We start from the raw sequence: 16,587 nt of genomic DNA on the forward strand, positions 1-16,587 counted from the left end.
TCGCCCGAACGAAGCCGATCGCCCCGTCGGAGCCGACGCACGAAGCGAGCGGGCAGACGCCGTTCACGTCAGCCTGCCCGCGCGGCGTTCGCCGCCCGCACCGCCTGCACCGCGCGCAGGATCGACTCGCCGGTGGCCGGCGCGTCGAGCGGCGGGTTCACGCGATAGTCGCCGACCGCGGCGATCGCATCGCGCACCGCGAAGAACACCGAGAACGGCAGCAGCAGCGGCGGCTCGCCGACGGCCTTCGAGCGGTGGATGCTGTCCTCGACGTTGCGGTTCTGGAACAGCCGCACGTTGAACTCGGGCGGCGTGTCGTTCACGGTCGGGATCTTGTAGGTGGACGGCGCGTGCGTCATCAGCTTGCCGCCCTTGTTCCACCACAGCTCCTCGGTCGTCAGCCAGCCCATCCCCTGGATGAACGCGCCTTCGACCTGGCCGATGTCGAGCGCCGGGTTCAGCGACGCGCCCACGTCGTGCAGCGCATCGACGCGCAGCGTGCGCATCTCGCCCGTCAGCGTGTCGATCACGACTTCCGACACCGCCGCGCCGTACGCGTAGTAGTAGAACGGCCGGCCCTGCAGCTTCGATTGATCCCAGTGCAGCTTCGGCGTCGCGTAGAAGCCGTCGGACCACAGCTGCACGCGCGCGAGGTATGCCTTCGCGACCACTTCGCCGAACGGCACGCCATGGCCGCCGACCCACACGACGTCGTTGCCGAACGTCACGTCGGCCGCCTCGACCTTGCCGTCGCCGAACTGCTTCGCCGCGAATGCCGCGAGCCGCTCGCGCAACTGGCGCGCCGCGTCCTGCGCGGCCCTGCCGTTCAGGTCCGAGCCCGTCGACGCGGCCGTCGCGGACGTGTTCGCGACCTTGCTCGTGTCGGTCGCCGTCACGCGGACCCGGCCGAAGCGGATGCCGAGCTCGTGCGCGACCACCTGCGCGACCTTCGTGTTGAGCCCCTGCCCCATCTCCGTGCCGCCGTGGTTCACGAGCACCGAGCCGTCGGTGTAGATGTGCACCAGCGCGCCGGCCTGGTTGAAGTGCGTGACGTTGAACGCGATGCCGAACTTCACCGGCGTGAGTGCGATACCCTTCTTCAGCACCGTGTTGCGTGCGTTGAATGCGCGCACGCCCGCGCGCCGCGCGCGGTAGTCGCTCGTCGCCTCGAGTTCGCCGAGCAGCTCCTGCAGCACGTTGTCCTCGATCGTCTGCCCGTACGGCGTCACGTTGCGTTCGGTCTTGCCGTACAGGTTCGCGTAGCGCACGTCGAGCGGATCGCGGCCGAGCGAACGCGCGATGTCGTCGAGGATGTATTCGATCGCGAACGCGCCCTGCGGGCCGCCGAAGCCGCGGAACGCGGTGTTCGACTGCGTGTTGGTCCTGCCGCAGTAGCCGGCGATGTCGACGTCGCCGAGCCAGTACGCGTTGTCGAAATGGCACACCGCGCGCGTCATCACCGGGCCGGACAGGTCGGCCGAGAAGCCGCAGCGCGACGTCATGTCGAGCGCGACGCCGTCGATGCGGCCGTCGTCGTAGCCGACGTCGAAGCGGTAATGGAAGTCGTGCCGCTTGCCGGTGATCATCATGTCGTCGTCGCGGTCCGGACGCAGTTTCACCGGGCACAGCAGCTTCCATGCGGCGAGCGCCGCGCAGCATGCGAACAGGCCCGACTGCGATTCCTTGCCGCCGAACCCGCCGCCCATCCGGCGGCATTCGACCAGCACGTTGTGCGACGCCACGCCGAGCACGTGCGCGACGAGGTGCTGCATCTCGCTCGGGTGCTGCGTCGAGCAGTACACGTGCATGCCGTCGTCGTCCTTCGGCACCGCGTATGCGATCTGTCCTTCGAGGTAGAACTGCTCCTGCCCGCCGAGCAGCATCTCGCCCGACTCGCGGTGCGGCGCGGCGGCGAGCCGCGCGGCCGCGTCGCCGCGCGCGAGCTTCAGCGGCGGGATCACGTAGGATTCGGCCGCGCGCGCTTCCTGCGCGGTCAGGATCGCGGGCAGCTCCTCGTACTCGACCTGCGCGCGGCGCGCGGCAAGCCGCGCGGTTTCATGCGACGTCGCGACGACGATGAACATCGGCTGGCCGACGAACTGCACGACGCCCTTCGCGAGCACCGGATCGTCGTGGATGATCGGGCCGCAATCGTTGACGCCCGGGATGTCGTCGGCCGTGAATACCGCGACCACGCCCGGCGTCGCACGCACCGCGTCGAAGTTCATCGACACGATCTTCGCGTGCGGCTTCGCCGACAACCCGAGCGCCGCGTGCAGCGTGCCCGCGACGACCGGAATGTCGTCGGTGTAGGTGGCGCGCCCGCTCACGTGCAGGTGGGCCGATTCGTGGGCGCGCGAGACGTGCACCTGCGCGGCGTCGGCCTGCGGGTCGAGGGTGCTCAGGAACGGTTCTGCTTGCTGGTTCATGTTCGGTGTTCTCCGTCGTCAGACGCGCGCCGCGTCGTCGGCCACTTCGGCGCCTGCTTCGGCGGCCACTTCGCGCACGTTCAGCGCCTGCGGCGGCAGCGGGTCGTGCGCACGCGTCTCCAGCCAGAAGCGATAGATCAGGTTCTTCGCGGTATCGAGGCGATACGCGCTCGTCGCGCGCATGTCGGACAGCGGCTGGTAGTCGCGCTCGAGCGCCTGCATCGCCGCCTGCGCGGTGGCTTCGTGCCACTGCGCGCCGTCGAGCACGGCTTCCGTGTGGGTCGCGCGCTTCGGCGTCGCGGCCATCCCGCCGAACGCGATGCGCGGCTCGCGGATCGTGTCGCCGTCCGCGATGAACGCGAACGCCGCGCACACGGCCGAGATGTCCGAGTCGAAGCGCTTCGACAGCTTGTACGTGCGGAACCGCAGCTTGTCGCGCGCGCCGGTGCGGGTCGGCACTTTCAGGCCGACGACGAATTCGTGCGGCGCCATGTCCTTCTGCTGGTAGCCCGTGTAGAGCGCCTCGAGCGGCAGCTCTCGCACCGTGTCGCCGCCGCGCAGCACGACGCGCGCGCCGAGCGCGATCAGGCCCGGCATCGAATCGCCGATCGGCGAGCCGTTCGCGACGTTGCCGCCCATCGTGCCCGCGTTGCGGATCGGCAGCGACGCGAAGCGCTTCCACATCTCGGTCAGCTCCGGATACGTGCCGGCCAGCGCCGCATAGGCCTTCTCGACCGTCACGCCCGCGCCGATCCCGATCCAGTCGTCGCCGTGAACGATCTGCTGCAGCTCGGCGATCTGGCCGACGTAGATCAGGTCGTCGAGGCGGCGCATCTGCTTGGTCACCCACAGGCCGATGTCGGTGCTGCCGGCGAGAATGCGCGCATCGGGACGCTCGGCCTTCAGCGCGGCCAGCGCGTCGAGCGTGCGCGGCGCCGCGAAGCGCGCACCGTCGATCGTCGTGTAGTCGAACGTGTCGTCGCGCTTCAGCGACGCAAGCGTGCGGGCAAGCGCGGCCGTGTCGACGGGCGCGGCGGGCGCCGGTGCGCCTTCGCCGGCCGCACCTTCGCCGGCCGCATCGAACATCCGCACGGCCGCATCGACGATCGGGCGATACCCGGTGCAGCGGCACAGGTTGCCGGTCAGCGCATCGGCGATCTCGGTGCGCGTCGGCACGTCCTTCGCCTTCGCGCATGCACTGCCGCAGCCTTCGTGGCCATGCTTCTCGTACAGCGCCCACATCGACATCACGAAGCCCGGCGTGCAGAACCCGCATTGCGAACCGTGGCAATCGACCATCGCCTGCTGCACCGGATGCAGCGTGCCGTCCGGCCGACGCAGGTCCTCGACCGTGAGCAGCGCCTTGCCGTCGAGCGTCGGCAGGAACTGGATGCATGCGTTGACGGCCTTGAACTCGATCGCGCCGGCGTCGGTCAGCTCGCCGACGACGACCGTGCACGCGCCGCAGTCGCCTTCCGCGCAGCCTTCCTTGGTACCGGTGCAATGCGCATCCTCGCGCAGATATTGCAGCACGGTGCGGGTCACGTCCGCGCCGCTGACTTCGCGGATCGCGTGACGATGGTAGAAGCGAATCGGCTCACTCATGTCTCGGTGTTTCTTCAAATTGGGGGCAAGGCGGCCTGCGCGGAGCGCTCGACCGACGTTTTTCCGACAGTTTGCACGCTATCACCGTCAAATTCCGCAACCCATAGCCCATCACGCATGCGGCTCATATAACTGCCGCGATATGCGCGCACGGCCGGCCGATGCCCTTGCCGCGCGGGGCGCTTCGCCCGCTCCCGGCCGCCGACCATCGCCCTCTTCCTGAATAGGGGCGCAGTTAACTAAACGGTACCTGCGGGAAAACCGGTTCCATGGGAAAATCCCGATTCCCTTTCCCGCCGTTTTCCGTTCGTTTCGCCATTCGTTCCGACCCCATGTCATCCGATTCCGCCACACCGCCGCGCAGCGGGTTCGCGCTCACGCTGCAAATCGTGTCCGTCGTCTGCTTCACGTTCATCTGCTATCTGACCATCGGCCTGCCGCTCGCGGTGCTGCCGGGCTTCGTCCACGACGAGCTCGGCTTTTCCGCGATCGTCGCGGGCGGCGCGATCAGCGTCCAGTACTTCGCGACGCTCGCATCGCGGCCGCTCGCCGGGCGCCTCGCCGATACGCTCGGGCCGAAGCAGACGGTGCTGCGCGGGCTGGTCGGCTGCGGCGTGTCGGGCGTGCTGCTGCTCGTCGCGCTGCTGCTCGCGCACTGGCCGGTCGCGAGCCTGGTGCTGCTGGTCGCGAGCCGGCTCGTGCTCGGCGTCGGCGAAAGCCTGTGCGGCACCGGCGCGATCCTGTGGGGCATCGGCCGGGTCGGCGTCGCGCACAACGCGAAGGTGATCTCGTGGAACGGCATCGCGACCTACGGCGCGCTCGCGCTCGGCGCGCCGGTGGGCGTCGCGATCGCGCATACGCTGAATCCGGCGCTGATCGGCGTGATCGTGATCGCGCTCGCCGCGCTCGGCTTCTACCTCGCCCGCCTGATCGCGCCGGTGCCGCTCGTGCACGGCGAACGGATGTCGTATGCGAGCGTGTTCACGCGCGTGCTGCCGCACGGCCTCGGCCTCGCGCTCGGCTCGGCCGGCTTCGGCTCGATCGCAACCTTCGTCACGCTGTACTACGCGGCGCGCCACTGGCCGAACGCCGCGCTGTCGCTGACCGTGTTCGGCACGCTGTTCATCGGCGCGCGCCTGCTGTTCGCGAACACGATCAAGACGTACGGCGGCTTCCGCGTCGCGATCGTGTCGTTTGCGTTCGAATGCGCGGGCCTCGTGCTGCTGTGGCTCGCGCCGGTGCCGCACGTCGCGCTGGTCGGCGCGGCGCTGACGGGCTTCGGCTTCGCACTGATCTTCCCGGCGCTCGGCGTCGAGGCCGTCGCGCTCGTGCCGGCCGCGAGCCGCGGCGCGGCGCTGTCCGCGTATTCGGTGTTCCTCGACCTGTCGCTCGGCATCACCGGTCCGCTCGCCGGCTATGTCGCGGGCGCGTTCGGCTATCCGCAGGTGTTCCTGTTCGCGGCGGTGGCCGCCGCGGCAGGCGTCGCGCTGTCGATGATGCTGTACCAGCGCCAGGCGCGGGTGGCGGGGAGCGGTGCGGCGGCGTGAGAAGCGGGAGGCGCGTTGCCGCGCCCGCGACGCACATCAACGCAGTAGTACGTTGAAGTCCCGCAATACGCGGGCCGCATCGGGATGACGCCTGAACGGGACGGCGCGCCCGAGCGAGAGCTTCGGTTCGGCACGATCGAAGAGCACGAGCGCTTCCGACGTGTTGAGATGGCGCGACATGTACAAAAACCCGTCGACGCGGCGGGGATGCCGGTGGAGGGCAAGCGACCACCGTTGCGGAACGTCGTACGGTGCGATGGTCGACAACGCACCATCGCCGCCCAGGTTTTTTAACGGCAACCCATGCAGGACGGCCACGGTCAGCGGCGCGCCATCGAACGACAGGACATAGCGGTCAAGTTCGGTCGTCACGAGTGGAAAGCCACCCAGCACCAGATCGGCGACTTCGTCGTGCAGCACCGTCTCGGCGAACGCGCAATGCAGATCGAAACCGAAGTAGCTGGTGCCGTACCGCCGCCGTTTGCGCGGATCGTCGAAGCGGTTGCCGCCCGACTTGCCGAAATACGGCTCGCCCGTCGCGAATCGCGAGATGCGCACGAGCGCCGTCGGCGCCACCTCGCGCGTCACCAGTGTCGCGCTCGCGAAATGTTCCCCCGGCGCCGTCAGCAAACGGGCCGCCTAGCGCTCGGCGAACGCCGTGGCGGCGCGCTCGACTTCGTCCACCTTCCCGCGCGACAGCGCGACGAGCGGCGTAACGTTGCCCAGCGACGCCTTCGGCGTCGTGAAGAACTGCCATTTGCTCCATCCCGGCAAACCGCCCAGACATTGCGTCACCCTGCCCAACGTCTTCCGATCGATATCTCCCGTCAGGTAGAAGGCCGGATAGTACTGTGCGGCGCCGACATCGACCGTGAAGATCCGGCCGGACGCCACGGCCTTGCTGAGCGCCTGCCGCGTCATGCCCAGGCCGGCCCATGTCTGCGCGGCAGGCAGCAGCTTGCCGTCGGCGACCAGCATGCGCCGTTCCGCCTGCACCTGCCGCTCCGGATCGGCGGCGACGCCCGCCGCCCGCTTCTTCCCGCCGGTCGGCTTCCTGTCGCGCGTCGCGGCAGCAGCGATGCCGAACGTGATCGTGCCGGCCAGATCGATGACCTGCGCGATGCCGGCCTTGAACAGATGCCCCAATTGCTCGTCGGACAAGCTGAGCAGCGCCCGCGCGCGATCGGGGCCGAGCATGGTCGCGGCGCCGACAGCGCTGCGCAGCGCTTCCTCCGCCTCGACATCAAGAACGACGGCCGTCCCTTCCAGCGTATGCGCTCGCGCAATCATCATCACCTCCCGTCACGTCCGGAATGATCGAGCGTAGCCCCGAATCGAAACCAAGTCAACCGCGTCAACCAAGTCGACCGTTCGCCGGTTTCCTCGAACGCGGGTTCACGCAGCGGCGAACTTCATCAGGCCGTCCGCAGAAACAACCGCCGCGTGAGGTCGAACGCGACGAGATTGCCGGCCACCACGAGCAGCAGCCCGATCACCGCGAGCAGCGACCACTGGTAGCCCTCGAACACCGTCGACACGGCCAGCGCGACGATCGGGAACAGCACCGTGCAGTACGCGGCCCGCTCCGGCCCGATGCGGCCGACGAGCGTGAGGTATGCGGTGAAGCCGATCACCGAGCCCGGCACGGCCAGGTACACGAGGGCGCCGAGATAGCGCGGGCTCATGTCGAGCGTGAACGGCATTCCGGCCGCGGCGCTGCCGACGGTCAGGATCGCCGCGCCGATCAGCATCGCCCAGCCGTTGGTCGCGAGCGGGTGCAGCCCCATCGACTGCATCCGGCTCGACAGCAGGTTGCCCGCCGAGAAGCACATCGTGCCGGCGAACGCGATCGCGAGCCCCGCCCAGGTCGCGTGGTCGTCGAGATGGCCGGCCATCTGCTGCCAGAACAGGCACGCGATGCCGGTCAGCCCGAGCAGCGCGCCGGCGATCGCCGACGGCCGCAGCGGGCGGCCCATGAACAGCCGGCCGTTGATCGAGTTCAGCAGCGGCGCGGTCGAGAAGATCACCGCGACGAGCCCGCTCGGCACGACCTGCTCCGCGTAGTAGAAGCACAGGAAATTCAGGCAGAACAGCGCGAAGCCCTGCGCGACGAGAAAGCGCCACGCTTCGCGCGGCGGACGCACCGGGCGGCGCATCACGCGCAGCAGCGCGAACAGCACGGCGGCCGCGAGCCAGAAGCGCCACGCGATCGACACGGGCGGCGGCACCGAGCCGAGCTGCCATTTGATCGCGATCCAGGTGGTGCCCCAGATCAGCACGGTGACGAAATAAAGCGACAGGTTCATGGCGGCAATCCGGACAATCGGGTGAATCGGGATTCCGACTATGCCGCCGCACGACGCGTGCCGATTGTCCGGAATTGCGGTCTTTTTCGGCGCGCCGCACGCGGCGCCGCGCGCCCGCTTATACTCGGCGCATCATGAGTCTCTCCCTCTGCGCCCCGCCCATCGACCGCGCCGCCGCCCTGGCCGGCGGCGATCTGCCGTTCGGCCTGCAGTCGGTGTGCCGCACGCTCGCCGACGCGAACGCGACGCTCGAGCGCTTCGCGTGGCTCGGCGACCATCTCGCGATCGCCGAATGGACGCGAATCACCGACGAAAGCGAGACGGTCTACGAGCAGCCCGGCCACCACACGCTGTCGTGCTACCTCGACGGCGGCTACCGGACCGAGCGCCAGCGCGTGCCGCGCTACGGCGCGCCGAGCCTGCTGTGTGCGTTGCCGGGCGATCACGAATCACGCTGGTGGGTGCGCGGCGAAATGCATTTCATCCACTTGTATTTCCTGCCCGAGCACTTCACGCAACGCGCGATCCGCGAGCTCGATCGCGAGCCACGCGAGCTGAAGCTCGCCGATCGCACCTATTTCGAGGATGCGCGCGTCGCCGCGCTGCTGCGCTCGCTCGCGCTGGACGGCTGGGACGATGCCGACGAGCGGCTGCGCGTGAACGAGACCGCGCACGAAGTACTGAGCCTGCTGCTGCGCGGGCAGAGCACGATGCGCACCGACACGTCGTTCCGCGGCGGGCTCGCGCCGGCCGTGCGCCGCCGCGTGCGCGACTACATCGACACGTACCTGACGCAGCCGCTGACGCTCGGCGAACTCGCGGAGGTCGCCGCGCTGTCCGAATATCACTTCTCGCGGATGTTCCGGCTGTCGTTCGGCCGCGCGCCGCACGCGTGGGTGGCCGAGCAACGGCTCGCCCGGGCCCGCGAGCTGCTGCGCACGACCGCGCTGCCGCTCGCGCAGATCGCGGCCGACTGCGGCTACGCAAATGCCGGCCACTTCAGCCATCGCTTTCGCGACGCGCACGGCACGACGCCGAATACGTACCGGCGCGCGATGCAGCGCCGCTGAGCGCGGCCCGTGCCGCGCCTCCCGGCTTACGCGCCGCGCCGCGACAGTTCCTGTTCGAGCGCCGCGACGCCGGCCGGCAGGTCGACCGGCACCTTCAGGTCGACCATCGTGCGGCCGAACGCATGCAGCGTGCGGAACAGGTTGTGTTCGCGGCACTGCTCGCCCATCTGGCCGATCCGCACGATCGGCAACCCGAACGAACCCGAGATCTCGACCTGGTACTGCTTCGAGATATGGCCGCACACCATCCCGGGCGTGAGCCCTTCCGGCGTCTCGATCCCGACCACCGAATTGAGCCGGCAGTCCTTCGGCGCATACAGCTTGAGCCCCATCGATTCGACGCCCGCCTGCAGCGCCAGCGAGCAGCGCAGGTGGCGCGCGAAGCGGCTCTCGAGCGTCTCCGCGCACACGAGCCGCAGCGCCTCGTGCAGCGCGAGCACGCCCGACACGGGCGCCGTGTAGTGATAGCCGGCGTTGTGCCAGAAGTTCTCCGCGAGCGCCATGTCGAGGCACCAGTGCGCATTCGGCTCGGAACGGTGTTTCATGCGTTCCCACGCGGCGTCGGAGAACGCGATCAGCGACACGCCCGGGATCGACGACAGCCCTTTCTGGCCGCCGGTGATCACCGCGTCGATGCCCCACGCGTCCATCTCGAGCGGCATCGTCGACAGCGTGCATACCGCATCGACGACGACCAGCGCGCCGGCCGCCTTCGCGAGCGCGGCGATGTCGCGCAGGTCGCGATTCCACACGGTGTTCGACGTCTCGCCCTGCACGATCGTGACGATCTCGGGCCGCTCGCGCGCGATCGCGTCGGCGATCTCGTCGATGCTCGCGACCGCGCGGTCGGCCACTTCGAGCGTCGCGACGTCGGCGCCGACGCGCGTGGCCATCTCGGCCATCCGCGCGCTGAAGAACCCGTTGCGGATCGACAGCACGCGCGTGCCGCGCCACGCGAGGTTCGAGATCGCCATTTCCATCGCGGCCGAGCCGGGGCCCGCGACGCCGAGCACCCATTTCGTGCGGGTCTGGAACACGTAGCGCGCCATCTCCTTCACCTGCTCGATGATCTTCGCCATCGTCGCGCCGAGGTGATTGATCACGATCGTGTTCGCCTTGGCGACGGCGGCCGGGATCGGGACCGGGCCGGCCCCCATCATCAGCAGCGGTTCTTCGGGCAGGATCGCGTCGAGCGGCACGACGACGGGACAGGGAATCGGTGAATGATCGATGGACATGGCTGGAAAAGTGAGGAAAGGAAGCGCGCGAACGCCCGCGGGACGGCGCACGTATGCACGGCGCCCGTTGCACGCGCAGCGAACTGAACGATCATTCCGTGTTCCGCCGCCTTGCGCAAGAGGCACCCCCGTTCGGACAGCACGACGGTGGCCCGGTCGCCGGACCGGGCCAGCCGGCCGCGCACCACGCGCGCGACGGCCGTCCGGATTGAAAAGGGCGGGCCGCCGGTTGCGAAACGGTTCCATTCGCGTTCCGCAGGCGCGATTTTCTCCGCCAATATCGAGACTATTCGTCGAAACCGACAGTTCAGCCCCATTGGCGGGATCGGAACGAATAGACCGGTACCTGATACAAATCGCGGAACGAATTCGATACACAAAATCCGAACGTGGAAAAAACATCTATTATTGTGGCATGTATTGGGGAGCGACTCCGAAAGGCGCTGTCCCGGCGCGCAAGAATTTCATACAAGTAATTGATTTATTTTGAAATATTCGCCAACCCGACGAATCCACCAATACCGCTCTGGTTTTACGCCGCACCTCCTTGCTGCACCGCAGCGTTAAACCGTTACTCGCGATTTCGATTTTACGCAACCCGCCCGTTTTCGCAGGTTGACGGATATCGGTTCTTTATTGAACAATCGTCTGCGGAATCGAAATTCCATTTTCGATACGAGGGAGCGCTAGGGGCCGCGCGATGCGCTTTCGGCGTTGCGCGGCGATAAATCACAACCAAAATCAATCAACCGGGCCAGAAATACGCAAGCCATGAACCAGATTCAGACCATGCGTGTATTCGTCTGCGTCGCCGAGCAGCAAAGCTTCCGGCGCGCGGCGCACCATCTCGGCGTGTCCAATGCGCTCGTCACGCGTTCCATCGCGATGCTCGAGGGCCACCTGAACACCCGGCTGATCCATCGCACCACGCGCAACCTGTCGCTCACCGAGGCCGGCGTGCGCTACCTCGACGGTTGCCGCGCGCTGCTCGAGGAATTCGACCACCTCGAATCGTCCGTCGCGCATGCCGTGCGCGAACCGGCCGGCACGCTGCGCGTCGTCGCGTCGGGGCTGCTGTCGCCGCTCGCGCTGACGCCGCTCGTCAGCAGCTTCCGGCACCGCTATCCCGAGCTGCGGGTGCAGCTGACCGTCGCCGAAGGGCCGCTCGACGTGCTCGATTCAGGCTACGACGTCGGCATCGTCACGGGCACCCGGCTCGACGGCAACCCGTCGCTGATCGGCCACACCCTCGCGCCGAACCCGTTCGTCGCGTGCGCGGCGCCCGCCTATCTCGACCGCCGCGGCGAGCCGCGCGTGCCCGACGACCTGCCGGGCCACGACTGGGTCACGCTCGCGCCGCACCAGCACGCGCCGACGTGGCAACTGATCGGCCACGACGGCGTCGTCCATTCGGTCACGGTACGCCCGGCCTGCACGGTCAACCAGCTCGCGCTCGTCCAGGCGGCGGCGGTGGCCGGCGCCGGCATCGCGGTGCTGCCCGAGCCGTGCGTGGCCGACGCGCTCAACCACGGCACGCTCGTGCGGCTGATGGCCGGCTACCGGATCGACGATCCCGACGCGCAGTTGTCGCTCGTCTATCCGAACCGCCAGTACGTGCCGGCCCGCACGCGCAGCTTCGTCGAGCACGCGCTCGAGCACTTCGGCGCGCCGTCCGGTCGCGAGCGGACGGACTACGGCTTCCTGCGGCCGGTGCGCGGCCCCGACCGCTCCGACATCGTCACGGGCCTGCAGTAAACTGCGCGCGTCAGCCCTCGGAGGTGCAGCGTGCGCGTGATCCTGTTCAGCAGCCGGCAGTACGACGACGATTCGTTTACCGCCGCCAACCGGCAGTTCGGCTATCGGCTGCACTTCCAGCCGTCGCACCTCGACGCGGAAACCGCGATCCTCGCGCACGGCTATGACGTCGTCTGCCCGTTCGTCAACGACACCGTCGACGCGGCCGTGCTCGAACGGCTCGCCGACGGCGGCACGCGGCTGATCGCGCTGCGCTCGGCAGGCTTCAACCATGTCGACCTGGCCGCCGCCGAACGGCTCGGCGTCACGGTCGTGCGCGTGCCCGCGTATTCGCCGCACGCGGTCGCCGAGCATGCGGTCGCGCTGATCCTCGCGCTCAACCGCCGCCTGCCGCGCGCCGTCGCCCGCACCCGCGAAGGCGACTTCTCGCTGAACGGGCTGCTCGGCTTCGACCTGCACGGCAAGACCGTCGGCGTGATCGGCACCGGCATCATCGGCAGCGTGTTCGCGAAGATCATGATGGGCTTCGGGATGCACGTGCTCGCGCACTCCGTGCCGCCGTACAACGACGAACTGATCGCGTTCGGCGCGCGCTACGTCGAGCTCGACGAGCTGCTGCATCGCGCCGACATCGTCAGCCTGCATTGCCCGCTGCTGCCGTCGACCCACCACCTGATCAACGAACGGACGCTCGCGCGGATGAAGCATGGCGCGATGCTGATCAACACCGGGCGCGGCGGGCTCGTCGACGCGCAGGCGCTGGTCGACGCGCTCAAGAGCGGCCAGCTCGGTCATCTCGGGCTCGACGTGTACGAGGAGGAAAGCGGGCTCTTCTTCGAGGATCACTCCGACCTGCCGCTGCAGGACGACGTGCTCGCGCGCCTGCTGACGTTCCCGAACGTGATCGTCACGTCGCACCAGGCGTTCTTCACGCGCGAGGCGCTGGCCGAGATCGCGCACACGACGCTGCTGAACATCGAGGCGTGGCGTGCGGGCGCGCCGCGGAACGTCGTGACGGCAAACCGCTGAGAAACCACGAAAAACGGCCCGTTTGACGGCCGGCAGCGCATTCGCAATCGTTTGCTTGCGCCGGTTGCCGCACACCGCACTCGCCATCATCCACAATTCCGCGCATTGTTTCAGGTGACGTAACGATTCCCGCGCGCGCCGTCTGCTATCGTTGCGTCGACGTCATCCCTGCCTTTGCCGCTCATGCGTTTCGACGATTCCGACATCGCCGCCGTCTACCGCGCCATCTTCGAACGGCGCGACATGCGCCATTTCACGCCGGCGCCCGTCGATCCGGCCGTGCTCGCGCGCCTGCTGCGCGCGGCGCACCACGCACCCAGCGTCGGCTTCATGCAGCCGTGGCGCTTCATCCGCATCACCGATCCCGCATTGCGCACGTCGATCCACGCACTGGTCGAGGCCGAGCGCCGCGCGACCGCCGACGCGCTCGGCGAACGCCAGGACGAATTCATGCGGCTGAAGGTCGAAGGCGTGCGCGAATGCGGCGAGTTGCTGATCGTCGCGCTCGCCGACGGCCGCGAGCGCCACGTGTTCGGCCGCCGCACGCTGCCGGAGATGGACCTGGCGTCCGCCGCGTGCGCGATCCAGAACATGTGGCTCGCGGCGCGCGCGGAAGGGCTCGGGATGGGCTGGGTGTCGTTGTTCGACGTCGATGCGCTGCGCACGCTGCTGCGGATGCCCGACGGCGCGAAGCCGATCGCCGTGCTGTGCATCGGGCACGTCGATGCGTTCTATGCGAAGCCGATGCTGGAACAAGAACGCTGGGCCGCGCGGATGCCGATCGAAGCCTGCCTGTTCGAGAACGGCTGGGACGATCCGGCGGCGACCGACGGGGCCGGATCGGCTGCGTCGTCAATAGAGACCGAAATGGAAGAAACGTCGGCCACGATGCCCGGTGGATTGTCCGAACCCATCGCCTGATCCACGGTCCGGCAACCGCCATCGCCTCGCGACCGAATCGCCGAAAATCCCACAGTATGAACTTCCCGCTTGCCGCCCCGTCGCACGCCGGCAACACCCGTTTTGACCCCAAACATAAGGGTTTTCACTGAAGTAGAATCGCGGCTGACGTTCGCCTCACCGACCGCCCGCCCCGCGTCTCCCGCGCTTGGGCTCGAGCGGCCTCTTTTCCCGAGCCTACCGCGATGCCCCTGCCTCTTTTCGCCCTTGCCGTCGCCGCATTTGGAATCGGTACCACCGAATTCGTGATCATGGGGCTGCTGCCCAATGTCGCGCGCGATCTCGGCGTGTCGATCCCGGCCGCCGGGATGCTCGTGTCCGGCTACGCGCTCGGCGTGACGATCGGCGCGCCGATCCTCGCGATCGTCACCGCGAAGATGCCGCGCAAGCGCGCGCTGATGGGCCTGATCGGCCTGTTCATCGCCGGCAACCTGTTTTGCGCGATCGCGCCCGGCTATGCGGTGCTGATGGCCGCGCGCGTCGTCACCGCGTTCTGCCACGGTGCATTCTTCGGCATCGGCTCGGTGGTCGCGAGCAACCTCGTCGCGCCGAACCGCCGCGCGCAGGCGATCGCGCTGATGTTCACCGGCCTCACGCTCGCGAACGTGCTCGGCGTGCCGCTCGGCACCGCGCTCGGCCAGGCGTTCGGCTGGCGCGCGACGTTCTGGGCCGTCACCGGCATTGGCATCGCCGCGGCCGCCGCGCTCGCGGTGTGTCTGCCGAAGCACCTCGCGATGCCCGACACCAGCATCACGCGCGAATTCAGCGTGCTGAAGCACCCGCAGGTGCTGATGGTGCTCGGCATCAGCGTGCTCGCGTCCGCGAGCCTGTTCAGCGTGTTCACGTACATCACGCCGATCCTCGAGGACGTGACGGGCTTCTCGCCGCATCAGGTGACCTACGTGCTGCTGCTGTTCGGCCTCGGCCTGACGGTCGGCGGCACGCTCGGCGGCAAGCTCGCCGACTGGCGCCGGATGCCGTCGCTGATCGCGACGCTCGCGCTGATCGGCATCGTTCTCGCGCTGTTCGCAGGCACGATGCATCTGCCGTTCGCCGCGCTCACGACGATCTTCGTGTGGGGCATCCTCGCGTTCGCGATCGTGCCGCCGCTGCAGATCATGATCGTCGATCGCGCGAGCGACGCGCCGAACCTCGCGTCGACGCTGAACCAGGGCGCGTTCAACCTCGGCAACGCGACCGGCGCGTGGCTCGGCGGGATGGCGATCGGCTCGGGCGTATCGCTCGTGAACCTGCCGTGGGTCGGCGTCGCGATGGCCGTCGCGGCGCTCGCGCTCACGCTGTGGTCGGCGGCGCTCGAACGCCGGCCCGTGGTCGTGCCGACCGAGTACGTATGACGCAACCCTGCGGTAATCGTTGCGTGCGCAACGCCATTCAAACGTGACGGCCTTCATGGACCTTTGAAGGGCCGCGGTGTAGCATCCCGGCCGATGAAAGCCATTCTCAATCGCGATTTCCTCGCGCTGATCCTGAGCGTCGCGGTCGTCGGCCTCGGCACCGGCGCCACGCTTCCCCTCACCGCGCTCGCGCTGACCGAAGCCGGACACGGCACCAACGTCGTCGGCATGCTGACGGCCGCGCAGGCCCTCGGCGGCCTCGCGATCGTGCCGTTCGTCACCGCGCTCGCGCGGCACATCGGTGCGCGCCGCGCGATCGTCGTGTCGGTCGTGCTGCTCGCGGCTGCCACCGCGCTGATGCAGTTCACGTCGAACCTGATCCTGTGGGGCGTGCTGCGCGTGCTGTGCGGCGCCGCGCTGATGCTGCTGTTCACGATCGGCGAAGCATGGGTCAACCAGCTCGCCGACGATTCGACGCGCGGCCGCGTCGTCGCGATCTATGCGACCAATTTCACGCTGTTCCAGATGGCCGGCCCCGTGCTGGTCAGCCAGATCGCCGGCGCGACGAGCATTCGCTTCGCGCTGTGCGGCGCGCTGTTCCTGCTCGCGCTGCCGACGCTCGCGACGATCCGCCGCGCGCCGCTCGCCGGCGACGACGCGCATCACGAAGCGCACGGCCGCTGGCTCGACGTGCTGCCGCGCATGCCCGCGCTGATCATCGGCACCGGCTTCTTCGCGCTGTTCGACACGCTCGCGCTGTCGCTGCTGCCGCTCTACGCGATGGATCACGGCGTCGCGAGCGCGACCGCCGTGCTGCTCGCGTCGATCATGCTGTTCGGCGATACCGCGATGCAGTTCCCGATCGGCTGGCTCGCGGACAAGCTCGGCCGCGAACGCGTACACCTCGGCGCGGGCTGGATCGTGCTGGGCGGCCTGCCGCTGCTGCCGTTCGTCATCGCCAATCCGTGGCTGTGCTGGCCGCTGCTGTTCGTGCTCGGCGCGGCGGCCGGCAGCATCTATACGCTGTCGCTCGTCGCGTGCGGCGAACGTTTCCGCGGCGCCGCGCTCGTCACCGCGAGCTCGCTCGTGTCGGCGTCGTGGAGCGCCGCGAGCTTCGGCGGGCCGCTGGTTGCCGGCGCGTTGATGGAGCAGTTGGGCAGCCATGCGCTGGTCGGCGTGCTGGTCGCCTGTGTCGCCGCGTTCGTCGGGGCCGCGTTGTGGGAACGACGCGCCGCGGTGCAACGCGCGATCTGATGCAGATTGGCGTTGGCGTTGGCGTTGGCGCGCAGCATC

Annotated in this window: 13 protein-coding genes; 7 read left to right on the top strand and 6 right to left on the bottom strand. The window is 68.6% G+C overall.

Annotation, left to right across the window (positions count from 1 at the left end; translation table 11 throughout):
* Positions 1–68 precede the first annotated feature (68 nt).
* Together xdhB and xdhA are read right to left on the bottom strand one after the other, a co-directional pair.
* The gene (gene xdhB, locus LGN10_RS15540) at positions 69–2,429 is read right to left on the bottom strand and encodes a xanthine dehydrogenase molybdopterin binding subunit (protein ID WP_226224165.1); all 2,361 of its coding nucleotides are present in this window, start codon (positions 2,427–2,429) and stop codon (positions 69–71) included.
* Between the two features lie 18 nt (positions 2,430–2,447).
* Entirely contained in the window at positions 2,448–4,034 is a 1,587-nt protein-coding gene (gene xdhA, locus LGN10_RS15545; protein WP_226224166.1) for a xanthine dehydrogenase small subunit, read from the bottom strand.
* Positions 4,035–4,366: 332 nt separating this feature from the next.
* On the opposite strand from xdhA, the gene LGN10_RS15550 reads away from it, so the two are divergent.
* Positions 4,367–5,581 (top strand): MFS transporter, encoded by a 1,215-nt coding sequence (locus tag LGN10_RS15550; protein WP_059574233.1) that lies wholly within the window; start codon positions 4,367–4,369, stop codon positions 5,579–5,581.
* Positions 5,582–5,617: 36 nt separating this feature from the next.
* Here the strand turns inward: LGN10_RS15550 and LGN10_RS15555 are convergent, their stop codons facing one another.
* The 3 genes from LGN10_RS15555 to LGN10_RS15565 form a co-directional block, all read right to left on the bottom strand.
* Positions 5,618–6,211 (bottom strand): RES family NAD+ phosphorylase, encoded by a 594-nt coding sequence (locus tag LGN10_RS15555; protein WP_059574234.1) that lies wholly within the window; start codon positions 6,209–6,211, stop codon positions 5,618–5,620.
* Positions 6,212–6,220: 9 nt separating this feature from the next.
* A complete protein-coding gene (locus LGN10_RS15560; protein WP_226224168.1) occupies positions 6,221–6,874 on the bottom strand; it encodes a hypothetical protein in 654 nt (217 codons plus the stop codon).
* Between the two features lie 122 nt (positions 6,875–6,996).
* Positions 6,997–7,887, bottom strand: a complete 891-nt coding sequence (locus LGN10_RS15565) for a DMT family transporter (protein ID WP_060312770.1) — start codon at positions 7,885–7,887, stop codon at positions 6,997–6,999.
* Positions 7,888–8,021: 134 nt separating this feature from the next.
* Here LGN10_RS15565 and LGN10_RS15570 point away from each other — a divergent pair, with 134 nt between their 5' ends.
* The gene (locus LGN10_RS15570) at positions 8,022–8,957 is read left to right on the top strand and encodes an AraC family transcriptional regulator (protein WP_060965628.1); all 936 of its coding nucleotides are present in this window, start codon (positions 8,022–8,024) and stop codon (positions 8,955–8,957) included.
* A 26-nt stretch (positions 8,958–8,983) separates the two neighbouring features.
* Here the strand turns inward: LGN10_RS15570 and LGN10_RS15575 are convergent, their stop codons facing one another.
* Positions 8,984–10,195, bottom strand: coding sequence for a pyridoxal-phosphate-dependent aminotransferase family protein (locus tag LGN10_RS15575; RefSeq protein ID WP_226224169.1), 1,212 nt, complete (start codon positions 10,193–10,195; stop codon positions 8,984–8,986).
* 771 nt (positions 10,196–10,966) lie between these two features.
* On the opposite strand from LGN10_RS15575, the gene LGN10_RS15580 reads away from it, so the two are divergent.
* The 5 genes from LGN10_RS15580 to LGN10_RS15600 all read left to right on the top strand — a co-directional run bounded on the left by LGN10_RS15580 (position 10,967) and on the right by LGN10_RS15600 (position 16,548).
* Positions 10,967–11,950: a LysR family transcriptional regulator gene (locus LGN10_RS15580; RefSeq protein ID WP_226224171.1), complete on the top strand. Its 984-nt coding sequence runs from the start codon at positions 10,967–10,969 to the stop codon at positions 11,948–11,950.
* Between the two features lie 30 nt (positions 11,951–11,980).
* The gene (locus LGN10_RS15585) at positions 11,981–12,979 is read left to right on the top strand and encodes a 2-hydroxyacid dehydrogenase (protein WP_226224173.1); all 999 of its coding nucleotides are present in this window, start codon (positions 11,981–11,983) and stop codon (positions 12,977–12,979) included.
* A 183-nt stretch (positions 12,980–13,162) separates the two neighbouring features.
* The gene (gene bluB / locus LGN10_RS15590) at positions 13,163–13,900 is read left to right on the top strand and encodes a 5,6-dimethylbenzimidazole synthase (RefSeq protein WP_226224175.1); all 738 of its coding nucleotides are present in this window, start codon (positions 13,163–13,165) and stop codon (positions 13,898–13,900) included.
* A 224-nt stretch (positions 13,901–14,124) separates the two neighbouring features.
* Positions 14,125–15,294, top strand: a complete 1,170-nt coding sequence (locus tag LGN10_RS15595) for an MFS transporter (protein WP_226224176.1) — start codon at positions 14,125–14,127, stop codon at positions 15,292–15,294.
* A gap of 93 nt (positions 15,295–15,387) precedes the next feature.
* Positions 15,388–16,548, top strand: a complete 1,161-nt coding sequence (locus LGN10_RS15600; protein WP_226224178.1) for an MFS transporter — start codon at positions 15,388–15,390, stop codon at positions 16,546–16,548.
* Positions 16,549–16,587 lie beyond the last annotated feature (39 nt).

Source organism: Burkholderia sp. AU32262, from assembly GCF_020419985.1.
In the GTDB taxonomy this organism is placed as follows: Bacteria; Pseudomonadota; Gammaproteobacteria; order Burkholderiales; family Burkholderiaceae; genus Burkholderia; species Burkholderia semiarida.

Excerpts from the sequence above, each read along its gene's own strand:
- xdhB (WP_226224165.1), bottom strand. The coding sequence starts at position 2,429 with ATGAACCAGCAAGCAGAACCGTTCCTGAGCACCCTCGACCCGCAGGCC.
- xdhA (WP_226224166.1), bottom strand. The coding sequence starts at position 4,034 with ATGAGTGAGCCGATTCGCTTCTACCATCGTCACGCGATCCGCGAAGTC.
- LGN10_RS15550 (WP_059574233.1), top strand. The coding sequence starts at position 4,367 with ATGTCATCCGATTCCGCCACACCGCCGCGCAGCGGGTTCGCGCTCACG.
- LGN10_RS15560 (WP_226224168.1), bottom strand. The coding sequence starts at position 6,874 with ATGATGATTGCGCGAGCGCATACGCTGGAAGGGACGGCCGTCGTTCTT.
- LGN10_RS15565 (WP_060312770.1), bottom strand. The coding sequence starts at position 7,887 with ATGAACCTGTCGCTTTATTTCGTCACCGTGCTGATCTGGGGCACCACC.
- LGN10_RS15570 (WP_060965628.1), top strand. The coding sequence starts at position 8,022 with ATGAGTCTCTCCCTCTGCGCCCCGCCCATCGACCGCGCCGCCGCCCTG.
- LGN10_RS15575 (WP_226224169.1), bottom strand. The coding sequence starts at position 10,195 with ATGTCCATCGATCATTCACCGATTCCCTGTCCCGTCGTCGTGCCGCTC.
- LGN10_RS15580 (WP_226224171.1), top strand. The coding sequence starts at position 10,967 with ATGAACCAGATTCAGACCATGCGTGTATTCGTCTGCGTCGCCGAGCAG.
- bluB (WP_226224175.1), top strand. The coding sequence starts at position 13,163 with ATGCGTTTCGACGATTCCGACATCGCCGCCGTCTACCGCGCCATCTTC.
- LGN10_RS15595 (WP_226224176.1), top strand. The coding sequence starts at position 14,125 with ATGCCCCTGCCTCTTTTCGCCCTTGCCGTCGCCGCATTTGGAATCGGT.
- LGN10_RS15600 (WP_226224178.1), top strand. The coding sequence starts at position 15,388 with ATGAAAGCCATTCTCAATCGCGATTTCCTCGCGCTGATCCTGAGCGTC.